This window comes from Vibrio sp. STUT-A11 (assembly GCF_026000435.1).
GTDB lineage: Bacteria > Pseudomonadota > Gammaproteobacteria > Enterobacterales > Vibrionaceae > Vibrio.
On the sequence record NZ_AP026764.1, the window covers coordinates 1,769,245 to 1,785,522 of the forward strand.

Genomic DNA, 16,278 nt, shown 5'->3' on the forward strand with positions numbered 1-16,278 from the left:
CCAAGTTAACTGAATTAACCTATTGAAGCCATATCGATAACAAAACGATGCGCCAAGTCACCAGCAGCTAACTGTTTAAATGCATCGTTAATTTCATCCATTTTGATCATTTCGCATTCTGGGTAGATGTCATGCTCTGCACAGAACTCCAATAGCTCTTGCGTTTCAGCAATACCGCCGATCAGAGAACCAGCAACACGACGGCGACCGAACACTAGCGGTACGCTCATTAGCTCGTCTAAAGGACCTACCTGGCCAACAATCACAAGTGAACCGTCTAGATCCAGCAGTGGAGTGTAAAGGTTAACGTCATGTTTGGTTGGAACTGTATCGATGATAAGGTCGAACGAAGAAGCAGCATCTTGCATAGACTGCTCGTCAGTTGACGCCAGAATAGCCTTGGCACCTAATGCTTTTGCTTGCTCTTCCTTACTGGTTGTGCGGCTGATTACCGTTACTTCAGCGCCCATCGCCACAGCAAGTTTAACTGCCATATGGCCTAGACCGCCCAAACCAATGACCCCTACTCGCGAACCCTCAGTGACATTCCAGGTACGTAGTGGAGAGTATGTTGTGATACCAGCGCACAGAATAGGCGCAGTACGAGACATATCCAAAGAGTCTGGTACGCTTAATACAAACTCTTCACGAACCACGATGTGTTTAGAGTAGCCGCCTTGTGTGATTTCACCAGTATGACGATCCGGTGCACCGTAAGTCGGCGTCATGCCATTGCGGCAGTACTGCTCTTCGCTGTCGTGGCAGTGGTCACATTCCTGACAACTGTCGACCATACAACCAACGGCAACTCGGTCACCCACTTTATATTTTGACGCTTCAGCGCCTACCGAAGTAACGATACCAACAATTTCGTGGCCAGGAACAAGCGGGTAAGGCTGAGGACCCCAATCACCGTTCACTGTGTGTAAATCTGAGTGGCATACACCACAATAGGTTATTTCAATCGCGACATCATTTGGACGTAACTCTCTGCGTTCGAAATGATATGGTACAAGATCCGTATTTTCTGATTGTGCCGCGTACCCAACTGTTTTCATGTCACAATATCCTTTTATTCTCTATTGCTTAATAAAATAGGATGACTATCAAATAGATGTCATCACTGTCACCTTATACCCTTAGTGATCACAGTTCTTGCCCGATAATCTCTTATCTTTGCTCGATAGTAGTCACGGGGCTTCAGATTAAGCGAGGCTTAACGATAATCATTGATATAGTGTAGTCTGCCAGGCAAATACTTAGGATTGGTAGCTATTCACTTAGCCGTGGTATAACACCTAAAGTCACTAGGTAAATCAGAAAAGAAACCACCCGTCCCTCTCCCATTCACACACCTTCACAATCTCAGTCAAAGTGATTAGCCGTCGGGAGATATTTATGCCTAAATATAGGAATCATATCCGTATCTAAACATATGCTCCAACCTAAGAGAAAGTGAGAAGTAAATGCAGGAAAAAAAGTCGCAATCTATTGAGCGTAACCCTTGTCCTGAGCCAATCAGAATCGGTTTTATTCTCCAACCACATTTTTCTCTTATGGCATTTACTGCTGCCATGGATGCGCTTATTACGGCAAACCTAGTCCATGAAACCAGCTTATTTCAGATTCAAACCTTTGGTATCGATTCGCGTAAAGTATTGAGTGATATAGGCATCGATATCGCAACAGATGCAACGGTTGAGTCGCTAAATCTACACAAAAGAGGCTCACTGGATTGGCTGTTTGTTTGTGGTGGTTATCGTTGCAGCACGCAAGCATCCCAGCCGCTTACGGAATGCCTGACATCTGCCAACAATCAAAAGATCAATCTAGGCAGCATTTGGAATGGGACCGTTGCATTAGCCCATGCGAACGCCATTGAAGAAAATACCGCTTCCGCTGTGCACCCTAACAGTCATCAGTTTATTCATACCTCTTTCCCTGCTCTGGAATTGTCCTCCCACACGTATGAAGTGTCGGCCAATCGTGCTAGCTGCGCGGGGCCGAATAGTACAATGGAGATGATGCTGAGTATTATTGAGGCGAAGTTTAATCAAAAGCTAGTGCGGGCAGTACGCGAGATCTTAAGCTGTGATCAAGCGTCAGAAGGAAGACAGACAATTTTACACAGCCAACCGAACAAGCCGTCAGTAGATACCCTGGCCCGCCCCGAGGCCTTGCAAGATGCAATTAGCCTGATGGAATCAAACATCGAGGAACCGTTGACGCCCGACGAACTCGCGCGATTTTTATCGATGTCTCGCAGACAGCTAGAGCGGCTATTTCAAACCCATCTCGATATCTCGCCATCGAGGTATTATCTGAAGCTACGTTTGTTAGCTGCTCATAAAGAGCTGGAAAAGAATAAAGAACCTATTATTCAAATTGGCTTAAGCTGTGGATTTGTTAGCAGTAGTCACTTTAGTAACTGTTTCAAAGACTTTTTTGGCTACACGCCAACTCAGCTGCGTCAAAATATGAAGATGAAAAACTCGACTCATTCAACACGTTAAAAAGCCAAGTCCCAATAAAAATAGGGGCTAATAAAAAAAGAAGACACAGAGCCCGCTGTGTCTTCTTTGGCTTAGTAAGTGAGTGTCAACACCAAGGACGAGAGATAGAAAATATCAACACTCAATCACATTAACAGCTAAGCCACCTGTTGATGTTTCTTTGTATTTATCCTGCATATCCAGGCCAGTATCGCGCATTGTTTTGATGACTTTATCCAGAGACACAAAGTGCTCTCCATCACCACGTAGTGCCATTTGAGCGGCGTTGATAGCCTTCATTGCAGCAATCGCATTACGTTCGATGCAAGGAACCTGAACAAGCCCGCCAACCGGATCACAGGTCAATCCCAAGTTATGCTCCAAGCCGATTTCTGCGGCGTTTTCAATTTGTAGTGGCGTTCCCCCTAGAACGGCACAAACACCCGCAGCAGCCATGGCACAAGCGGAGCCCACTTCACCCTGACAGCCCACTTCCGCGCCAGAGATAGACGCATTCTTCTTACAGAGAATACCTATCGCAGCGGCCGTTAGAAGAAAGTCAACCACCTGCTCGTCAGAACAATTCGGCGTGAACTCTTTGAAATACATCAATACCGCTGGAATGATACCCGCAGCACCGTTTGTCGGTGCCGTTACCATTCGACCACCAGCCGCGTTTTCTTCGTTAACGGCTAGCGCGTATAAATTGACCCAATCCATGCCGCTAAGTGTGGAGCTAATGACATTCGGGTTGGCACAATAAACGAGCGAGTCGAATAGTTTCTTTGCACGGCGTTTAACATTTAGTCCACCTGGTAATACGCCCTCAGCATTGAGGCCATTAGAAATACTAGACTTCATCGCGTACCAGATATTCAGTAAACCGTCTCGGATCTCTTGTTCTGAACGCCAAACCTTTTCATTTTCCAGCATCAGTTCACTGATACTCATTTGGTTTTTCTGGCATAGCTGGAGAAGTTCTTCACCGCTATGAAAGTCATATGGCAGAGTAACAGTATCGGTTGCAGACGACTCAGACTGAGCTTCCTTCTTATCTAGGATGAAACCACCACCCACAGAAAAGTATACGTTTCGGTATAACGTATGACCGGATTCATCAATGGCGATAATTTCCATTGCGTTAGGATGATAAGGATGCACTTCACGCAAGAACTTCATGTCGTTTGGCCAGTCAAACGCGACTAATTTTTTACGCTTTAGCCATAAGTCACCACCTTGCTTTAATTCCTGTGTGATAACAGGGATCGTTGCCGTGTCAACGGTGTCCGGTAGCTCTCCCATTAGGCCAACGACGATGGCAGCATCCGTGCCATGGCCAACGCCAGTCGCACTCAAGGAGCCCATTAACTTAACCACGATTCGCTGAGTCGATTCTAAGAACTTTAACTCATCTAACTCATTGGCAAATCGATTGGCGGCGACCATTGGTCCAACAGTATGGGAACTTGATGGCCCAACGCCAATTTTAAACAAATCGAAAACACTGATAGACATCCCTTGCTACTCCTATCAATGGCTTAGAATAATTGTGCGAGTACCGGATAAAAATACCCGTCTCTCAACATGATGTTTTACGGCATTAAACAACGTGATTCGTTCTACATCCTGGCCTTTAGCAATCAAGTCTTCTGGATAGTGAGCATGCCCGACTTCCTGGAGGCCTTGAGAGATGATCGGACCTTCGTCCAAATCGTTGTTTACGTAGTGAGCCGTTGCACCCACCATCTTCACGCCTTTTTCCCATGCTTGGTGGTACGGACGTGCACCTTTAAAGCCTGGTAAGAGAGAGTGATGGATATTGATTGCGCGTCCACTTAAGCGTTCGCAAAGCCAAGGAGAAAGAATCTGCATGTAGCGCGCCAGTACGACCAATTCGATGTCGTATTCATCTAACAAGCGAACAATTTCCGCTTCCTGTTCTGGCTTGGTCTCAGGAGTAATCGGCAGATGGTGGTAAGGAATACCGTGCCACTTCGCCAAGTCTTCCAAATCTGGATGGTTTGAGATGATAACCGGCACTTCAACATTTAGCTGACCAGTACGATAGCGATAAAGCAAATCGTTCAGACAGTGATCATATTTTGAAACCAGGATTGCCATACGCATGCGTTGACCAGAGGCGGTCAGATTCCACTCCATTGAGAAATCTTTCGCTCTTACACCAAACTCTGAGTCAAATTGCTGCGGATCAAAATCTGGTTCAGCAGGAATAAACTCAATACGAATAAAAAACTGCCCTGTTGCTCTGTCATCAAAAGACTGGATTTCATTGATGTAATGACCAACGCTCGCCAAATAACGCGTAACGACGTCAACAGTGCCGCTTACACTCGGACAATGTGCGGTAAGAATCCAAGTTTGTGTTGAATTTTCCATAGTTCCCTCTACTCATGGTATAGCCGGTACATCCCGTACCGGCTCGATTACAACTTAGCTAGCTCTTTACTTAGCGATCGATAGACCAAACTCTAGGCTTGCATCTTGAATCCACAACCATAGGTAGTCAGAGAAGCTACGGCGAACAACCAACTCGAACTTATCTTCTTCAAGGCGACGAATGATCGCGCCACTTTTCGCAAATACGGTTGACACAACTTTGCCAACTGGGAATTCCTTCAAGTGAACATCAATTGGCGTCGACTTTTTCAGAACATCAATAGCATGAGTACCAGAGAGCTCTAGAATCGTTGAACCGCCGCTACCGTTAACCAGAGAGTAATGACCCTTCATTTGCTCACGAAACGCTGATTCCACATCAAATGCTGCCAGTCCAGGAACCGTAATCAACCATTCATCCGGTGCTAACCAACGAGCGGCAAAATCGCCTTTCGACGTTGATGTCAACGGTTCAAGTGGCAGTGAGAAACCAAGAATTGAAGACACTGTTTTGAGCATCTCTTCGTTTTCTGGGTTGCATCGTAACGTTAGATGCCCCATTAACTTCACTTCTTTAAGAACCACACCTTGACGATCTGGAGGCATGCTTGCCAATTTGTCGAACTCAGCGTGATGCAAAGGAGATTCACCGAAAATTTCCCCACCAGGAACCTGGTTCATTAGATCAACCAATGGTTGTTTGTTTTCTTGTTCAATCAATGTTGTATCAGACATTTTGGCGCTCTCCCTTTGGATCCAAAAATACAGTGCTGCAGATTTCAGCTTCAATCACGCTACCGTCTACTTGTGGGTAGTAAACCTTTTCGCCCATGCGGTCCAGACCACCTTTTACAAAGCCCATCGCGATACTGCGATTCAGATTTGCACTCCAGTAGCTAGACGTAATATGTCCAACCATTGGAACAGGAATCGGCGCATTTGGATCGAGAACACCTTGTGAACCTTCAGGAATAACCACGTTAGGGTCGATGGTTTTCAAGCCAACCAGTTGCTTACGGTTTTCTCGCACACAGTCTTCACGTGCCATGCCTCGTTTACCGATAAAGCTGAATGGTTTGCTGTTCGCGACACACCATCCCATACCTAAATCGTAAGGGTGAACACTTCCGTCTGTATCCTGACCCGCGATAATGAAACCTTTCTCTGCACGTAGGATGTGCATCGTTTCAGTACCGTAAGGCGTGATGTCGTATTTAGCACCGTGTTCCATCAGCTTCTTCCAAACGTGAAGGCCGTAGTTCGCCTGTACGTTGATTTCGAATGACAGTTCGCCAGTGAAAGAGATACGGAAGATACGAGCTGGTACACCAGCAACCGTCGCTTGTTTCCAGTCCATAAAGGCAAAGTTTTCTTTGCTCAGGTCGCAATCTGTCAGTTCTTGAAGCAGTTTGCGGCTGTTTGGTCCAGAAATCGTCGCTGTCGCCCAGTGGTCAGTAACCGAAGTAAAGTACACTTCAAGTTCTGGCCATTCTGTTTGATGGTATAGCTCTAGCCACTCGAGTACGTGCGCCGCACCACCAGTTGTCGTTGTCATCAAGAAGTGGTTTTCACCAAGACATGACGTAACACCATCGTCAAACACCATACCGTCTTCGCCACACATCAAGCCGTAACGACACTTACCAACTGGCAGTTTTGCCCAAGCGTTACTGTAAATACGGCCTAAGAATTCACGCGCGTCTTTACCTTGAATGTCGATCTTACCCAGTGTTGATGCGTCCAGAATACCAACTGAGTTACGTACTGCCAGACACTCACGGTCAAGCGCTTGTTGCATGGTCTCTGCCGCTTTAGGGAAGTACCATGGACGTTTCCATTGACCAACATCTTCAAACAATGCGCCATTGTCTAAGTGCCACTGATGCATTGCGGTGTAACGCTTAGGATCAAACAGCTCTTTACAGTTACGTCCCGCAATCGCGCCAAAGGTAACCGGCGTGTAGTTTGGACGGAAAATCGTGGTACCTGTTTCCGGAATTGACTTGTTCAGCGCGTTGGCGGCGATCGCCATACCATTAATGTTACCCAGCTTACCTTGGTCTGTACCGAAGCCCATTGCTGTGTAACGTTTAACGTGTTCGATAGACTCAAAACCTTCGCGACATGCCAGTTCAATACCAGCCGCTGTTACGTCATTTTGGAAGTCGACAAACTGTTTAGGCGCTTTCGATGTCTTTTTAGGGTGCGGGATATGGAACAATGCCATTGGTTTCGCGACTGGTAACTCATTGGTTTTTGGTAGCGCAACATCCACTGCACTCAGGCCTAACTCTTGGATTGCTTTATTACCAGCGTCAATACCTTCTTGCATTGCACCTTTAGTAGTAAAGTTACCGTTGATCGCACCTGCAATAAGCTGCTTCTGCTTAGTTTCACCAGGAACAAAACCGATAACCTCTTCGTTCCACACAGGACGGCTGCCTGTGTGACAAGAAAGGTGTACTGCTGGGCTGTAACCGCCAGATGTCGCAACTGTATCAACTTGTAGCGTCTCGCTCGAAGCGTCAACTTTCTTACCGCTCGCGTCGAGTTTGTTAATACGAACTCCAGTTACGCGCTTGCTTCCTAGTGCTTCAACAACCGCAGAGCCTTTGATGACACGGATACCTGCTTTAATCACGCTCTGAATAACTGCGCTGTCCGCATGCGTACGGGTATCAACAACTGCTGCAACTTTACGACCTGCGCTATGCCAATCCAATGCTGTCTGATAACCACTGTCGTTCGTCGTCATAACCACAAGGCTTTGACCCGGTACCACTGAGTAGCGGTTAATGTATGTTGATACGGCACTACAAAGCATGCTGCCTGGTAAGTCGTTGTTACCAAAAACAAGTGGGCGCTCGTGCGAACCTGATGCCAACACTACCCATTTCGCGCGAACACGATGCAAACGCTGACGAGCAGTATGCTTAGGCGCAAGATCCGTTAGGTGATCAGTACAGCGCTCGTGGATAGTTAAGAAGTTATGGTCATGGTAGCCATTCACGGTTGAGCGTGGTAGCAACTTCACTTCCGGACATGCTTCCAGCTCAGCCAGAACCTCTTGAACCCACTGAGTCGCTGGACGGTTATCTACTTGTTCTTTAGTGTTAAGTAGGTTGCCGCCCATCTCACTTTGCTCATCAGCCAGAATTACGCGAGCACCGCTGCGTGCTGCCGTTAATGCAGCCATTAAACCTGCCGGGCCAGCACCAACAACTAAAACGTCACAATGTTGATTGATGTTTTCGTAACGGTCAGGGTCGTTCTCTAGTGGTGAGCGACCTAGTCCCGCAGCACTACGAATGTATTTTTCGTAGGTTTCCCACATGGATTTTGGGTACATGAACGTTTTGTAGTAAAAGCCTGGAGGCATCATGCCACCACCAACTTTACCTAAAACTCCCATTACATCTTTGTCTACATTAGGCCAGCCATTGGTCGACTGACAAACGAGGCCATCGTAAAGCTCTTGCTGAGTCGCACGAATATTAGGAACCTGCGTTGCTTCTGTCGCACCAAGTTGGAAGATTGCATTTGGCTCTTCTGCACCTGCTGCAATGATGCCGCGAGGACGACTGTATTTAAAACTACGACCTACAACATCAACACCATTTGCTAATAGCGCTGAAGCCAATGTGTCACCAGCATAACCTGGGTATGACTTACCATTGAATTCAAAAGTCACTGACTTAGACTGGTCAACTCGACTTTGTGATGAAATACGATTTACTTGTGTCATCCTTAACACTCCTTACTCTGCAGCCAGTGAAGGTTGCTCACCAATCTTGTAGACTTCTTTAATTTCATAAGTCTGCGTGTCGCGTGTCATGTTGAAAAACTTGCGACAGCCCGCTGAATGCACCCACATTTCGTGGTGAAGGCCTCTTGGGTTCTTACGGAAGAACAGGTATTGGCCCCATTCTTCATCTGTGCAGCTATCAGCATCAACTGGTCGTGTAATGTGAGCCTGACCTTTTGGGTGGAACTCTTCTTCTTCGCGATACTCACAGCAGTGAGGGCAATAAATCAGAAACATAATTCTTCTCCTGTTAGTGCGCTACGCCCGCAGCACCGTGTTCGTCGATCAATGCACCATTGTTGAAGCGGAACATTGAGAAAGGTTCAGCCAGTTCATGCATTTCGCCTTTCGCCAAGCTGGCTGCAAATACATTGCCTGATCCAGGTGTTGCTTTAAATCCACCCGTACCCCAACCACAGTTGAAGAATAGGTTTTCAACCGGTGTTTTGGTGATGATTGGACACGCGTCCGCTGTGGTATCAACAATACCGCCCCACTGACGATTCATGCGCACTCGGGAGAAGATTGGGAACATTTCAACAATCGCCTGAACAGTGTGTTCGATAGTTGAGTAAGAACCGCGCTGACCGTAACCGTTGTAGCCATCGATACCTGCGCCGATAACCAAGTCGCCTTTATCTGATTGGCTGACGTAACCGTGTACGTGGTTAGACATTACAACCGTATCTAGAATTGGTTTGATCGGTTCAGATACCAACGCTTGCAGTGGGTGAGACTCTAAAGGCATTTCGAAGCCAGCCATTTTCGCTAGCACGCCTGAGTTACCAGCTACTACACAACCCACTTTATCAGCCATGATGTCGCCATAACGGTTGGTTTTCACACCAGTGATAGCACCATCTTCAATGATCATATCAACGACTTCAGTCTGCTGAATCAGATCGACACCCATGCTATCTGCACCGCGAGCAAAGCCCCATGCAACGGCATCGTGACGTGCTACACCAGCGTTTGCCTGCCATGACGCACCAAGGATTGGGTAACGAGTGTTCGCAGAACAATCCATATGCGGCACAAGCTCTTTAACCTGTTGTGTATCCAGTACTTCACCCTGGATACCGTTCAGACGGTTAGCTGCAACACGGCGTTCAATGTCGCGCATGTCTTGCAGCGTGTGTCCGAGGTTGAGACAGCCACGACGAGAGAACATCACGTTGTAGTTCAGGTCTTGTGATAAGCCATCCCATAATTTCAGCGAGTGTTCATATAGAAATGCAGCTTCATCCCACAAGTAGTTAGAACGAACGATGGTTGTATTACGTGCGGTATTACCACCACCTAGATAACCTTTTTCAATGACAGCAACGTTGGTAATACCATGTTGCTTTGCCAAGTAGTAAGCGGTCGCTAGACCATGACCACCGCCACCAATAATAATGACGTCATACTTTTTCTTTGGCGTAGGATTGCGCCAGACACTTTGCCAATTTTCGTGATGGGAAAGAGAGTGTTTAAGTAGACCAAAACCTGAATAATGCTGCATTTGTCTATTCCTTCATTTCAGCTAAAGTCAAATACCGTTTTCTATTGGTATGCAGGGAAATCACGGCATAGTGACTGCACTTTGCTTCCTACGACTTCAATCGTGCTTGCCAGCGCTTGCGGGTCATCAAGGACATCAAGAATGTCTGAGATCCAACCTGCCAACATTTCACATTCTGCTTCACCGAAACCACGTGTTGTGATCACTGGTGTACCAATACGCAGGCCTGAAGTAACGAATGGAGATTGTGGATCGTCCGGTACAGCATTTTTGTTTACGGTGATACCCGCCATGCCAAGTGCTGCGTCTGCCGCTTTACCTGTCAGTTTTTGACGGATTAAGCTCAATAGGAATAAGTGGTTGTCTGTACCACCTGATACAACGTCGAAACCGCGCTCGATAAATACTTTCGCCATTACCTGAGCATTAGCCACAACTTGTTTCTGGTATTCAGCGAATTCTGGCTCTAACGCCTCTTTAAACGCTACTGCTTTTGCCGCAATCACGTGCATTAGAGGGCCACCCTGACCACCAGGGAAAACAGCAGAGTTGATCTTTTTCTCTAGTTCAGCGTCGCGAGAAACAATCAAACCACCGCGTGGACCGCGTAGCGTTTTGTGTGTTGTCGTCGCTACAACATCCGCGAAAGGTACTGGGTTTGGATAAACACCAGCTGCAACCAGACCCGCCACGTGCGCCATATCAACGAATAGGTAAGCGCCAACTTTGTCCGCGATATCGCGGAAACGTTGCCAGTCAACGACACGTGAGTATGCTGAGAAACCAGCAACGATCATTTTAGGCTTGTGCTCAAGAGCAAGTTGTTCAACTTGTTCGTAGTCGATTTCGCCCGTTTCAGCGTTTAGACCGTATTGAACAGCGTTGTAAATTTTGCCTGAAAAGTTAACGTGCGAACCGTGAGTCAAGTGACCACCGTGAGCAAGGCTCATGCCTAGTACTGTGTCACCTGGTTCACAAAGAGCCATGTACACGGCAGCGTTTGCTTGTGACCCTGAGTGTGGTTGTACGTTCGCGTATTCCGCACCGAACAGTTGTTTTGCACGTTCAATCGCCAATACTTCTACTTCATCAACGAATTTACAGCCACCGTAGTATCTTTTTGCCGGGTAACCCTCAGCGTATTTATTGGTTAGTTTACTACCTTGAGCTTGCATCACTCGTGGACTGGTGTAGTTTTCAGAAGCAATCAGCTCAATGTGGTCTTCTTGTCTCTGTTCTTCTTTTACAATCGCCGACCATAGTTCACTGTCGTACGCTTCGATGTTTTGAGTAGTGTTAAACATATCTTCTCCTTGATACTGGAATCTCGCTTCCCTGTTTAGGCATCAGGTTTGCCGCACGACATTGAATTCAAAATCGTTACAATGAAAACCTAATCGACAACTCAATAGTAATTAATTCGTAATATTGCGCTTGCGTAAATACGACAAAATCTGCGGATTTGCGACATCATTTAATTTATTTTTAAATAAAAAAAGCAGAGCTTACGCTCTGCCAAAATCCCGATAAAAATCAATAAGTCTTGTTATGTACACCTCCTTGTCTACAATCCCAAAAATCATTATTAATATATTTACTAATAGTGATTTTAGCGCAAGATTTTTCAGTTCTTAATTCAAATATATGAGTGCTATAAATTCACCAAATTAAATTTATTGACACTTATTGTTTGAATTAAGTACTGAAGTTAAGGTTGTGAGTTTTTACTATTTGTTTAGCAGTCGATAACCACGTTGCCATTTGGCACACTACAGCACGAAAGAATGTAACCATCTGCGACATCTTCATCAGTAATACCGCCGTTGTGGCTCATTTCTACATCACCACTGACTTTCTTGACCTTACATGTACCGCAAATACCCATACCACAAGCTTTTGGAATGGTCAGTCCTGCTTTAGCCGCCGCAGCATGAACCGTTTCACCCGGCGCCACCTGGACTTGTTTATCGCTTTCCATGAACATGACTTCAATTAGATCGCTTTCAGTCAGTTGTTCTGCTTCTTCCGCTGCAATTTCAGCATCTTGAACTGCTTGTTCTTCTACACCTGCTGGAGCCTCACCGAATGCTTCTTCATGATAGCGCTCCATGTTGAAGCCCAGTCGGACAAGGATAGATTTTACTGCTCGCATATATGGTGTCGGACCACAACAGAAAATCTCACGCTCATGTAAATCTGGCGTAATCATCAGCAGTTTGATGTCGTCTAAGTAACCACGATATCCAGACCAGTTTTGCCCCGACTCCAAACGTTCACAAATCAGATGCAAGTGGAAGTTGGAAATGCGAGATGACATAAATTCAAGCTCACGGTGGAAGATGATGTCGCGTGGCGTTCGAGCGCTGTGAACGAAAGTAACATCAACATCGCTATTAGTATCATAAATCCAGCGAGCCATAGACATCAGCGGCGTTACACCTACCCCGCCAGACAACAGAAGAACTTTCTCTGCCGGGAAGTCAATGCTATTGAATGCCCCAACCGGTCCATGGACCGCCAGTTCTGAACCTTCTTCCAGATTGTCGTGGATCCAGTTAGATACAAATCCACCCGGAACACGCTTAACCGTGATCGAAAAGCTATAAGGGACTGAAGGCGAACTCGAAATCGTATATGAGCGGAAAACTTGCTCACCTTCGATTTCAAGCTCAAGCGTGACAAATTGGCCTGGCTTAAAGAAAAACATGGTCGGCTGTTCAGCCATAAAACAAAAAGTTTTGGTGTCCCAAGTTTCTTGAATGGTTTTTACGCAACGAACTGCGTGACGACCGTTATCCCAAATTTGAGTTTCAACAGGTATAAAAGAGCCACTGGTGGCTAGAGAGTTCATTGGGGTATTCATATCCGGCTTCTCCGCAACGGTGTATTTAGTGGATTCCCTCCATGGGTTGTGCTTATTTTGGGTATTATTGACTATTCGAGTTATCCATTAGCGACACGGAGTTATCCAAAACGGTCACGTAAGGAAAAATAGTTTATTACGTGTCTTAAATAGGCTCACTCAATGTCGCATTTAGACCACTTCTTAACATGCCAATAATGGCAGGATATCTCCGAGCCAAACATTTACCCACTATTAGTAAGGCTGTTGGCCGAAAACGCATGGAAGCCCCCTAGTAGGGCGTATCGTCCACATTTTCTAGAAGAAGATAGACAATGACACAAAACGATATTCTCAACATCAGCTACTCGAGCCTAGAAGTAGCTCGAGCAGAAATGAAAAAAACGCTCGAAGAGCGTCGTATTAATTATTCACTACCGCGTCCGTTGTATAACGATCCACTTCTATTCAAAATTGATGTAGAAGAGATCTTTCAGAAGGAGTGGTTATTTGCTGGCATGACGAGTGAAATACCGTCAAAAGGTGACTACTTTACAGTAGAAATCGCACAAAGCCCTGTGCTTATCGTGCGTGACGCAGACGGACAAGTTAACGCGTTCCACAATACATGTCGCCACCGCGGTTCTCGAATCTGTCTAGAGCACAGAGGAAAAGTGGCCAATTTGGTTTGTCCTTACCACCAGTGGACATACGACACGAAAGGGAATTTGTTATTCGCCGGTACTGAAATGGGCGATGAGTTTGATATGCAAAAACACAAACTCAAACCAGTTCATTGTAAAACTGCCGGTGGCTTTATTTTTATCTGCCTTGGCGAACAGCCACCAGAGTCAGATTTTGATGAGTTCCTAGCCACGCTAGAAGAATACATGGAACCGTACGATGTCGAGAACACCAAACTCGCTGTTGAGTCGAACATGTATGAAAAAGCGAACTGGAAACTTGTACTGGAAAACAACCGCGAATGTTATCACTGCAGCGGTAGCCACCCAGAGCTACTAAACACGCTTCTGGAGTGGGATGACACAAACGATCCACGTGCGACTGAAGAATTCTTAAAGTATTACGAGCGTATGGCTGCGGAGTGGGATGCAGAATCGATCCCGCACGAGCATAAAAAATATGGTAGCAGAAACCGTCTAGTGCGTATGCCTTTGAAAGAAGGTACGTCTGTAATGACCATCGATGGTTCAGCTGGTTCGAAAAAAATGCTAGGTCGCATTAAGAATGACAAGTTAGGTTCTTTGCGTATTTTGCATCTACCTAACTCGTGGAACCACATGCAAAGTGATCACTTCATCGTATTCCGCGTATTGCCTATCTCAGCGCAAGAATCGATGGTAACCACTAAATGGTTTGTGCACAAAGACGCGATTGAAGGTGTGGACTACGATCCAGAAAACCTACGTCGTGTTTGGGATGCTACAAATGAGCAAGACCGTCGACTTGGGGAAGAGAACCAACGTGGTATCAACTCGCTAAGCTACGAACCAGGACCTTACTCTGAAACCTTTGAGTTCGGTGTGATTGATTTCATCAACTGGTACGCAGAACGAATCCAGGAAAAGTTGTAATTAGCTTTGCTCCATAACCCAAGCCCCATCACTCGATGGGGCTTTTTTAATACTATTATCTGCCCTTAACGGTATAGTACTAACCTAAGCAAGAAAGTGGTCATACTTAATGATAGAGAACCAGAAAACAGGCATCGAACACAAACACGCATCAACCCATCCATGGGGCTTCGATTTGCCATCCATGGCAAATAGAGTTTGTTTATCGAACCCTGTTCCCTGAACAGTTAATTTTCCAGATTAATGGTATAAAAAGCGCTCAGGAGTTCGAGCGACTTAAACCAGTTCTTTGATAATTTTCTCTAGTTTATCCAAACCTTCGCTTAGTATTTCAGATTCAATGGTCAGTGCTGGAAGTAGACGAATTACGTTCGCTTTTACGCCACAAGAAAGTAATATCACACCATTTTCTTGCGCCTTGCTAATAATCGCTTTAGTAAGATCTTGTAGTGGCTGACCAGATTCCGGATCAGTGAACTCGATTGCCATCATCGCGCCAATCGTACGTACCTGACCGATTTGTGGAACTGTTTCTTGTAGCTTGGTCATACGAGCATTAACAACTTCACCAATACCAATCGCTTTTGCACACAGTTGCTCTTCTTCAATGATCTTTAACACTTCCAGACCAGCAACACAGCCCATCGGAGAACCCGCATAGGTACCACCAAGGCCACCTGCTGGTGCTGAGTCCATAACGTCAGCTTTGCCAACCACGGCAGAAATTGGGAAGCCGCCAGCAATGCCTTTTGCCATGGTCACCATGTCTGGTTCGATACCTAAGTACTCAGTTGCAAACATTTTCCCCGTACGAGCAAAGCCCGCCTGGATTTCATCAGCAATCAACATAATTCCATATTTATCACAAATATCACGTAAGCCTTGTGCGAAGGAAACTGGCGCTTGGTAGAATCCGCCTTCACCTTGCACTGGTTCGAAAATGATCGCCGCAACACGTGCTGCTTCGATATCACAAGCGAATAGGTCCTCAAGTGCTTGCAAGCTCTGTTCTACAGATACACCGTGGAACTCGTTTGGGTACGGCGCATGGAAGACTTCGCCAGGGAACGGACCAAAACTCGCTTTGTACGGCGCAACTTTCCCCGTCAGAGCCATCGTCAGGTTAGTACGACCATGGAAAGCACCTTTAAATGCAATCACGCCGCTACGACCAGTGTGTGCACGAGCCACTTTTACCGCGTTTTCCACGGCTTCTGCGCCTGTAGTCAGGAAAATCGCTTTCTTTTCTGAGTCGCCCGGTGCGATTTGAGTTAACTTCTCTGCCAACTCAACAAACGATTCATAAGGTGTCACCAAAGCGCAGGTATGAGAAAAGTTATCTAACTGTGCTTTTACTGCCTGAGTAATACGCTTGTTGGCGTGACCCGTATTGTTTACCGCAATACCCGCCGCAAAATCGATATATCTATTGCCTTCCACATCCCAGATTAGGGCGTTTTCTGCTTTGGCAACATACAGTGGGTAAAGTGCACCCATACCGTTAGAAAATACCTGATTTCTTCTCTCGTGTAGTTGTTGGTTAGTCATTTTTGTATTCCTTGAGTTGTACATATACCTCCGCCAGGAATGATTCCCTTTGGCGACTTTAGTTTCTATTTATTGTTGTATGCGTTAGCTAAACG

12 protein-coding genes are annotated in these 16,278 nt (G+C 46.1%); 2 read left to right on the top strand and 10 right to left on the bottom strand.

Annotation, left to right across the window (positions count from 1 at the left end; translation table 11 throughout):
• Positions 1-14 precede the first annotated feature (14 nt).
• Complete coding sequence (locus OO774_RS23520) at positions 15-1,058, bottom strand: NAD(P)-dependent alcohol dehydrogenase (RefSeq protein WP_264907192.1); 1,044 nt, start codon at positions 1,056-1,058, stop codon at positions 15-17.
• 408 nt (positions 1,059-1,466) lie between these two features.
• Between OO774_RS23520 and OO774_RS23525 the strand changes: the two genes are divergently transcribed.
• Entirely contained in the window at positions 1,467-2,513 is a 1,047-nt protein-coding gene (locus OO774_RS23525) for a helix-turn-helix domain-containing protein (RefSeq protein ID WP_264907194.1), read from the top strand.
• A gap of 114 nt (positions 2,514-2,627) precedes the next feature.
• On the opposite strand, the gene OO774_RS23530 is transcribed toward OO774_RS23525, so the two are convergent.
• The 8 genes from OO774_RS23530 to OO774_RS23565 form a co-directional block, all read right to left on the bottom strand.
• Positions 2,628-4,007: an L-serine ammonia-lyase gene (locus OO774_RS23530; protein WP_264907195.1), complete on the bottom strand. Its 1,380-nt coding sequence runs from the start codon at positions 4,005-4,007 to the stop codon at positions 2,628-2,630.
• Positions 4,008-4,022: 15 nt separating this feature from the next.
• A complete protein-coding gene (gene purU / locus OO774_RS23535; RefSeq protein ID WP_014234558.1) occupies positions 4,023-4,889 on the bottom strand; it encodes a formyltetrahydrofolate deformylase in 867 nt (288 codons plus the stop codon).
• A gap of 66 nt (positions 4,890-4,955) precedes the next feature.
• Positions 4,956-5,624, bottom strand: coding sequence for a sarcosine oxidase subunit gamma family protein (locus OO774_RS23540; protein ID WP_264907198.1), 669 nt, complete (start codon positions 5,622-5,624; stop codon positions 4,956-4,958).
• Positions 5,617-8,634: a sarcosine oxidase subunit alpha gene (locus OO774_RS23545; RefSeq protein ID WP_264907200.1), complete on the bottom strand. Its 3,018-nt coding sequence runs from the start codon at positions 8,632-8,634 to the stop codon at positions 5,617-5,619. Before OO774_RS23545 ends, OO774_RS23540 begins: the two co-directional genes overlap by 8 nt.
• 12 nt (positions 8,635-8,646) lie before the next feature.
• Positions 8,647-8,931, bottom strand: a complete 285-nt coding sequence (locus OO774_RS23550; protein WP_014234561.1) for a sarcosine oxidase subunit delta — start codon at positions 8,929-8,931, stop codon at positions 8,647-8,649.
• A 13-nt stretch (positions 8,932-8,944) separates the two neighbouring features.
• Positions 8,945-10,198: a sarcosine oxidase subunit beta family protein gene (locus OO774_RS23555; protein ID WP_264907204.1), complete on the bottom strand. Its 1,254-nt coding sequence runs from the start codon at positions 10,196-10,198 to the stop codon at positions 8,945-8,947.
• Positions 10,199-10,239: 41 nt separating this feature from the next.
• Positions 10,240-11,502, bottom strand: coding sequence for a serine hydroxymethyltransferase (gene glyA / locus OO774_RS23560; protein WP_014234563.1), 1,263 nt, complete (start codon positions 11,500-11,502; stop codon positions 10,240-10,242).
• Positions 11,503-11,933: 431 nt separating this feature from the next.
• Entirely contained in the window at positions 11,934-13,061 is a 1,128-nt protein-coding gene (locus OO774_RS23565) for a hybrid-cluster NAD(P)-dependent oxidoreductase (protein ID WP_269469174.1), read from the bottom strand.
• 314 nt (positions 13,062-13,375) lie between these two features.
• Between OO774_RS23565 and OO774_RS23570 the strand changes: the two genes are divergently transcribed.
• Positions 13,376-14,635, top strand: coding sequence for an aromatic ring-hydroxylating dioxygenase subunit alpha (locus OO774_RS23570; RefSeq protein WP_269469175.1), 1,260 nt, complete (start codon positions 13,376-13,378; stop codon positions 14,633-14,635).
• Positions 14,636-14,911: 276 nt separating this feature from the next.
• On the opposite strand, the gene gabT is transcribed toward OO774_RS23570, so the two are convergent.
• Positions 14,912-16,183 (bottom strand): 4-aminobutyrate--2-oxoglutarate transaminase, encoded by a 1,272-nt coding sequence (gene gabT / locus OO774_RS23575; protein ID WP_264907206.1) that lies wholly within the window; start codon positions 16,181-16,183, stop codon positions 14,912-14,914.
• Between the last annotated feature and the right edge of the window lie 95 nt (positions 16,184-16,278).

Coding starts and splice junctions, on each gene's coding strand:
- OO774_RS23530 (WP_264907195.1), bottom strand. CDS start 4,007: ATGTCTATCAGTGTTTTCGATTTGTTTAAAATTGGCGTTGGGCCATCA.
- OO774_RS23555 (WP_264907204.1), bottom strand. CDS start 10,198: ATGCAGCATTATTCAGGTTTTGGTCTACTTAAACACTCTCTTTCCCAT.
- OO774_RS23540 (WP_264907198.1), bottom strand. CDS start 5,624: ATGTCTGATACAACATTGATTGAACAAGAAAACAAACAACCATTGGTT.
- OO774_RS23545 (WP_264907200.1), bottom strand. CDS start 8,634: ATGACACAAGTAAATCGTATTTCATCACAAAGTCGAGTTGACCAGTCT.
- gabT (WP_264907206.1), bottom strand. CDS start 16,183: ATGACTAACCAACAACTACACGAGAGAAGAAATCAGGTATTTTCTAAC.
- purU (WP_014234558.1), bottom strand. CDS start 4,889: ATGGAAAATTCAACACAAACTTGGATTCTTACCGCACATTGTCCGAGT.
- OO774_RS23570 (WP_269469175.1), top strand. CDS start 13,376: ATGACACAAAACGATATTCTCAACATCAGCTACTCGAGCCTAGAAGTA.
- OO774_RS23550 (WP_014234561.1), bottom strand. CDS start 8,931: ATGTTTCTGATTTATTGCCCTCACTGCTGTGAGTATCGCGAAGAAGAA.
- OO774_RS23565 (WP_269469174.1), bottom strand. CDS start 13,061: ATGAATACCCCAATGAACTCTCTAGCCACCAGTGGCTCTTTTATACCT.
- OO774_RS23525 (WP_264907194.1), top strand. CDS start 1,467: ATGCAGGAAAAAAAGTCGCAATCTATTGAGCGTAACCCTTGTCCTGAG.
- OO774_RS23520 (WP_264907192.1), bottom strand. CDS start 1,058: ATGAAAACAGTTGGGTACGCGGCACAATCAGAAAATACGGATCTTGTA.
- glyA (WP_014234563.1), bottom strand. CDS start 11,502: ATGTTTAACACTACTCAAAACATCGAAGCGTACGACAGTGAACTATGG.